This window comes from Bacillus sp. mrc49 (assembly GCF_002803435.1).
In genome coordinates this window covers 1-968 of the sequence record NZ_PHNG01000461.1, presented here as the reverse complement: position 1 = coordinate 968, position 968 = coordinate 1, and the positions used below count along the sequence as shown (strand labels likewise).

Genomic DNA, 968 nt, shown 5'->3' with positions numbered 1-968 from the left:
TTCACTAGTTCATACGTCAGATCCAGGTTTTCATATGATTCGTTCAAATCAGCCAGCTGGGTGACTTGCTCTTTCAGTGCATTCGTTTCATTGATGACAGTCTGCGCTTTTTGTTGATCATTCCAAAAATCAGGGTGTGTCATCTCATTTTCAAGCTGAGCGATTCTTGCCTCTTTTTCATCTAAGTCAAAGAGACCCCCTAAAGTCCGTTAATCGTTGCGCTGTCCGTTCAAGTTCATTTCTAATTTCTCCTAGTTCCATTTCCATTCACCTCATTAAGTATGTTAAAAAAATCCCTCCAGAGGGATTCGCCTCAGTACAATTAAGCCTCTTCAAACTATATGCAAATATACGACTTTATGCAAACGAAACATGAAAAGAGGCGGCAAGCCTTGCACTTGACCGTCCCTTAATCATTATACACCTAATATTAGCCTACGCTGCCATGGCAATTCTTATATTTTTTACCGCTGCCGCAAGGACATAACGTATTTCGCCCAACGTCATCCTTTTTACGGGCCGGAGCCTTTTTCACTTTGCCCCCGTCTTCTTCCTTCGGGTTCACAGCTTGTCCTTGTATGACTTCTTTCCGCTCTAAATTGTTACGGATTTCAGCTTTCATGATGTATTTAGCGACTTCATCTTCCATAGAGGCTATCATCGCCTCAAACATGGCGAAGCCCTCTGATTGATATTCACGAAGCGGATCGATTTGGCCATACGCACGAAGGTGAATCCCTTGGCGCAATTGCTCCATTGCATCGATATGATCCATCCATTTGCTGTCCACCGCACGAAGGACGATGACCTTTTCGAATTCACGCATTTGCTCTTCGGATAGCTCTTCTTCTTTTTGGTCATAGTCATTTTTCACTTTGGCTAAAATGAAATCAACCAATTCCGTTTCATTTTTCCCGTCTAAATCAGTTACGGAAATGGACCCCTCATCGAATAAGTTGCCATTCAAG

At 42.8% G+C, this 968-nt stretch carries 1 protein-coding gene and 1 pseudogene; both read right to left on the bottom strand.

Annotated features, from left to right (window positions below; translation table 11 throughout):
- A pseudogene (locus CVN76_RS03605) lies at nucleotides 1-261 on the bottom strand (PCRF domain-containing protein); the annotation flags it as partial.
- Between the two features lie 169 nt (nucleotides 262-430).
- Nucleotides 431-968 (bottom strand): SEC-C metal-binding domain-containing protein (locus CVN76_RS03600; protein WP_198512464.1); only part of this gene is annotated, 538 nt, incomplete at its 5' end.